Raw genomic sequence first — 5,676 nt, 5'->3', positions numbered from 1 at the left:
TTTTCAATAACCGATGAAAGGGGAGTTTTTTATGAAACGAAAGCTATCTGCTCTACTGCTCGGCTTTTTGCTCGTGGTCTTCAGTTTAAGTGTTCAGGCGGCATCCGCCCCGTATACGCCCCAATCTGAGCCCGCCATAGCCATGAAGAAATCTCTGGAATCCGACCCGGAGCTGATGATTTTGATGGAAAAATCCATCGCCAAAGCAAAGGCAATCAATCCGGACCGCAATACGAACCCCGTTCAGAGCGTTCAGGAGCTTTATCCGTTTCTGGACTGGGCTGTTACCTGTATGCCATGGAACGTTCTGAAGGACTCTTCCTACCCCACGCTTTATAGCCACATTGACCAGAGCGTGGATTATATCTGGTTCCTTTTTGACCAGCCTCTTGAGGAGCTGGAGGGACACGGATATTATTATCCTACCCTTCAATACCATGAGCCCATCGCTACATGGTTCTACAAATACTCCGATGTATGGGGAAAATATCTCTCAACTAAGGAAAGCTGGAACGACAGCTACTATCAGAGGATAAAGAATGACCCATCCATGAATATGCAGCATGGATGGTACGCAGAGGAAAACGTCTGGACAACCTTTAACGAATGGTTTGCCCGTCATCTTATTGACCCCTCCGTCCGCCCCATAGCCGATGCCGAGGTCGTATCTCCTGCGGACGCTGCCCCTCAGGGACTTTGGAAAATCGACAAGGACGGTAATCTGGTGCAAAAAGAGGGCGTTGCCATTAAGTCCGCAAACTTCAATTCCATCGCCCAGCTCATGGGGCCCGGCTCTGCCTACGCCGATGCCTTTAAGGGCGGCACGCTGACACACACATTCCTGGACGTTAACGACTATCACCGGTATCACTTCCCTGTCAGCGGAAAAATCGTTGAACTCAGGAAAATCCCTGCAGTCAACGGTGCCGGAGGTATCACCGTCTGGAATCCCAAGACCTCCCGCTATGTCCTTGAGGACAACATCCCGGGCTGGCAGATGATTGAAACCCGTGACTGCGTTGTGCTCGAAACAGAAGAGTACGGGCTTGTTGCCGTTCTCCCAATCGGCATGTCGCAGATCTGCTCCTGCAACTGGGAAGAAAACCTCGCTGTGGGCGATGTCGTCAAGAAGGGCGACCCTATGGGCTACTTCCTCTTCGGCGGCAGCGATATCGTAATGGTATTCCAGTCCTGCGTGGATGTTTCCCTGCTCTGTCCGCCGGGAGAAACGAAGGGAACCTTCAAGCATCTCCTTATGGGCGAGCCTTACGCCAAACTGGTTCCTGTTAAAAAATAAAGTAAAATGACATAAAAAAGCTTCCGCTCATTTCATGGCGCGGAAGCTTTTTTCATTGTTTAATTTTCATTGATACGGACAGCCCCTGATGCGGTTTCACCCTTCTTTTCCAGTGCCACCACATTCTTTTCGTAGGCAAAGGTTTCATCTGCTATATCCTTGCTGAGCCACAGCAGGCAGATAAGGTTCGGAATAGCCATGAGACCGTTCATTGTATCTGAAATATTCCAGACCATATCCAGTGCCATTGTAGCACCTATATAGGTAGCCATGCTGTAGACAACACGGTATGCCATTACAGCCTTGCGGCTGCTGCAGAGGTACTCGAAGGACTTTTCTCCGTAATATTCCCAGCCGAGAATGGTTGAGAAGGAGAAGAGAGCCAGCGCCACAGCAACAACGTATTTCGCGGAATCGCCGAAAACCGTGCCCAGCGCCATAACGGTGAGGTTTACACCCGATACCAGCTTGCCCGTGTCCGGATCAATCGTACCCAGAACACCCGAGGAGGAAATGGCAAGTCCCGTGAGCATACATACAATCATTGTATCAAAGAAGGTTCCCGTCATGTTCACGTAGCCCTGACGTGCCGGGTGGTCTGTCTGAGCCGCCGCTGCCGCTATAGGCGCAGAGCCGAGGCCTGCTTCGTTGGAGAATACGCCGCGGGCAACACCCCAGCGCATGGAGGTGAGAATTGTAGCGATTATGGAACCGCCCACGCCGCCTGCCACAGCGTCAAAGGAGAACGCCATGCGGAATATTTCGGAAAGACCTGCCGGAACAGAGGAGATGTTCATGCAGATAACAATAAGAGTCATAAAGAAGTAGAAAACCGACATGGCCGGAACCACAATACTGGATACAGTACCGATGCTGCGAATACCGCGGGTAAGAACGATAAGGGAAGCAACCATTACCACTGCGCCCGTAATCCAAGTCGGTACAAAGAATCCACTCTCAAGTGCCGCTGCCATTGCGTTCGCCTGTGTCATGTTTCCGATTCCGAAGGAAGCCGCTGCCGCAAAGAAGGCAAAGAGCACCGCCATTATTTTGCCCAGATTTCCGCCGATACCGTTCTTCATTGCGTACATCGGGCCGCCTGCCATTTCGCCGACACTGTTTGTCTCGCGGTATTTGACCGCCAGCACGGACTCACCGTACTTCGTGGAAAGACCGAAGGCCGCGCTTATCCACATCCACACCAGAGCACCCGGTCCGCCAAGCACCATGGCCGTTGCGACACCGACAATATTTCCTGTGCCGATGGTAGCCGACAGTGCCGTCATGAGCGACTGGAACGGCGTGATATCGCCCTCGCTCTCCCCCTTTTTAAGGAAGATAATCCTCATGGCGTACACGAGATTGCGCCACGGCAGAAAGCGCAGGCGTATGGTGAGGAATATTCCCGTGCCGACAAGAAGCGCCAGCATGACGGGTCCCCATACGAAATTATTTACATCAGCCAGAAGCTTTGCAAAATCCATCTGAAACCCCTCCAATATTACTATATGATTAGAAGTATAGATGGTATGCTTAATTTTGTAAACTCAATGTAACTATATCCGCATAAAATCAAGAAATCATTAAGGTGTTTCAGACATATCCCTTAAATATTTTATGTTTATTGCAAAAAGACAAAATAAAAGACCGTCCGTTTTGCGCGGACGGTCTTGGAAAATGCGTATTTTAGCGAATCAAGCAGCAACGTGTCCGTTTTCCGAACGGTCAATTGCAAGAGCAACAGCTGCATCGCCTGTGATGTTCAGGCATGTACGGAACATATCCAGTACACGGTCAATACCTGCTACCAGTGCAAGTCCTTCAATCGGAAGACCTACGGACTGGAGAACCATAGCCAGCATGATAAGACCTGCGCCCGGAACGCCTGCCGTACCGATGGAAGCCAGCGTACCCGTGAATACGATCATGAGCATCTGATGCATGGTAAGGTCAACACCGAATACGTTTGCGATAAAGAGGGAGCAGATACCCATATAGAGAGCCGTGCCGTCCATGTTGATGGTAGCGCCCAGCGGAAGAACGAAGCTCGTAACCTCGCGGGAGCAGCCCAGTTTCTCCTGCAGATTCTTCATGTTGACAGGAAGCGTACCTGCACTGCTGCATGTGGAGAAAGCGATAAGCATAGCCTCAGCCATGCCGCGGAAGAATTTCATCGGAGAAATCTTTGCTCCGATACTTGCAATGGAGGAGTAAACCGCAACAACATGAATCAGGCTTCCAACCGCCATGCAGGCAATGACGGAAATGAGCGGAAGAAGAACCTTCGGGCCGTTTGCCGCAACGACAGGAAGAAGAAGCGCGAAAACGCCGATAGGCGAAAAACGCATGATAACAGCGATAATTTTGTAGCAGACCTCAGCAGCAGCGTCAAAGAACTTCGTAAGACGCTCTGCGCGCTCGCCGCCGACCTCAATGATGCCGTAGCCGACGAAGATAGCGAAGACGATAACCGGCAGAATCTCTGCCTTAGCCATGGACTGAACAGGGTTCGTCGGAATCATGCTGACAAATACCTGCATGATGGACGGAGCCTGCTTAACATTAACCGTAGCATCGGACGCAATCTGCATTCCGACACCCGGGTGAACAGCGCTTGCAATGGCAAAACCGATAACAATGGCAATAGCCGTAGTAACAAGATAAATAGCAACAGTCTTGATTCCGATACGCCCAAGAGTCTTTGTATCGCCAAGGCTTGTCATGCCTACGACAAGAGATGTGAACACTACAGGAACAATCATCATCTTGATAAGGTTGATGAAGATTGTTCCAATCGGAGCAATCCACCATTTGATGAACGGCAGTCCCTCCGGCCCTGCAAAGATTCCGACGAAAGCAGCCAGAAGCAGCGCAATAAAGATTTTGATTGATAAATTCATACGTTCCCTCCTTCGGAAAAACCCCGACGGACAGAATCCACTCTGTACATACCGTCAGTCCATTCCCGATATACATAATAAGACATTTACCATTATAAGTGGACATTTCTCAAAAGTACATGGATTTAAATGAGGTATATTGTATACACATTCATTATTTTATCCGCCATTTCGTTGAATGACACTGATAACACATCTATTCCCGCATGCCTTTAATAAAATCTCCCAAGAAAAATGAATCATAAAAAGAAAAACCGCGAAGCGGCATTGCTTCGCGGTTTGGTTTCGATATTCAGTTTTCCGAGAGCTTGAACGGTACTCCGCCCTTCGGCAGGCTGTCGAGAGTCGGATATTTTTTTACGAACTCAACGGGACGGCTCCAGTCAACATATACCTCTGTTGCCTCCCAGATACGTGTCAGTGCAATCTGGAGACTGCGGACATCTGCCAGCGGGTCGATTGTTTCCTCGGAGAAATCTACCAGCGTCTCATGGGGTACACGAATCTGATGTGTCGTGCTGAGGTACTCCTCTGCAAGCTTTTTGCCTTTTTCGTCCGGCAGCGTTACTACAGCTTTATGTGTATCCTCATCATATTCGATATAGCCCAGCACATCATTATAATGGATGGCTACGCTGAACGTGTTTGCCATTCTGTTTCTTCCTTTCATCCGTAGATTCTATTTTATGATTATAACGCATTAAATCAAGTTTTGCCACCATAAAAAAAGTTTTACTTTCGCCTTCTCCCGAAATTACGCGTTCACAGACATTTCCCGCAATTCTGATTATGTCTTTTATAGGGAAACTATTTTTTGAAAAAAAGCGTAAAAAGTGCTCGGAAAGCACTGCCACAACGGTTTGTCAAGTCTTGTTTTGACCATTTCTTTGTGCTACTATACAAGTAAAGAAGGAATCGTCTGGGGTGTGCGTTGGCAGGTATTGATGTCTAACCGACTTTTACACTCAGGGAACCTGATTTGAACCGTGTGGCTGATGGAGCGTTTTCACGATGATCAAAGGCACGGCTTAAGGTACCCACCTGCACATGCAGGTTTAGGCAGATATTGCCGACGGCATTTTGGACCCCATCTTGAAAAGGGCTTGCTGCTTTACGCGGTAGGCCCTTTTTGTGTGGTCTTTTTCCGCCATGCTGTGTCAGCTGATACTCGGCGTAGCCTTACTACGCCTTCGAACCATCTTCCTTGCCTGGCGAAAAAATCCCTCGGTGCCCAATTTCTTCCGTTGTCTTTAGCTTTTGTCATCTGCCGTTCGACGTAGCTGTACTACGCCATCACGGCATCTTCCTCGTCTGACGAAAAAAACTCTTGAAGCCGCAAGTCTTCCATAGCTTTACTACGCCTTCGCATCAGCTTCCTTGCCTGACAAAAAAATACTTTGGAGTCCGATACCGCTCGTCTTCCATAGCGTTTTGTCAGCTGCCGTTCGATGTAGCTGTACTACGACTTCACGGCATATA

At 49.0% G+C, this 5,676-nt stretch carries 4 protein-coding genes and 1 other RNA gene; 2 read left to right on the top strand and 3 right to left on the bottom strand.

Going from position 1 to position 5,676, the window contains the following annotated elements; all coding sequences use genetic code 11:
- Nucleotides 1-31 precede the first annotated feature (31 nt).
- Nucleotides 32-1,297, top strand: coding sequence for a phosphatidylserine decarboxylase (locus ACY69O_RS07145; protein WP_462332780.1), 1,266 nt, complete (start codon nt 32-34; stop codon nt 1,295-1,297).
- A gap of 59 nt (nt 1,298-1,356) precedes the next feature.
- On the opposite strand, the gene ACY69O_RS07140 is transcribed toward ACY69O_RS07145, so the two are convergent.
- The 3 genes from ACY69O_RS07140 to ACY69O_RS07130 all read right to left on the bottom strand — a co-directional run bounded on the left by ACY69O_RS07140 (nt 1,357) and on the right by ACY69O_RS07130 (nt 4,849).
- Nucleotides 1,357-2,781 carry an alanine/glycine:cation symporter family protein gene (locus ACY69O_RS07140; protein ID WP_462332779.1) on the bottom strand — a complete coding sequence of 475 codons (1,425 nt, stop codon included), beginning with the start codon at nt 2,779-2,781 and terminating at the stop codon, nt 1,357-1,359.
- 210 nt (nt 2,782-2,991) lie between these two features.
- On the bottom strand, nt 2,992-4,197 hold the full coding sequence (locus ACY69O_RS07135) for a dicarboxylate/amino acid:cation symporter (RefSeq protein ID WP_462332778.1): 1,206 nt from the start codon (nt 4,195-4,197) through the stop codon (nt 2,992-2,994).
- 292 nt (nt 4,198-4,489) lie between these two features.
- A complete protein-coding gene (locus ACY69O_RS07130) occupies nt 4,490-4,849 on the bottom strand; it encodes a hypothetical protein (protein ID WP_462332777.1) in 360 nt (119 codons plus the stop codon).
- A gap of 261 nt (nt 4,850-5,110) precedes the next feature.
- Between ACY69O_RS07130 and ssrS the strand changes: the two genes are divergently transcribed.
- Nucleotides 5,111-5,288, top strand: a non-coding RNA gene (gene ssrS, locus ACY69O_RS07125) — 6S RNA.
- Nucleotides 5,289-5,676: the final 388 nt, after the last annotated feature.

This window comes from Schwartzia sp. (in: firmicutes), from assembly GCF_978017985.1.
The sequence above is the reverse complement of the archived record's forward strand: the minus strand, read 5'-3'. Positions and strand labels throughout refer to the sequence as shown.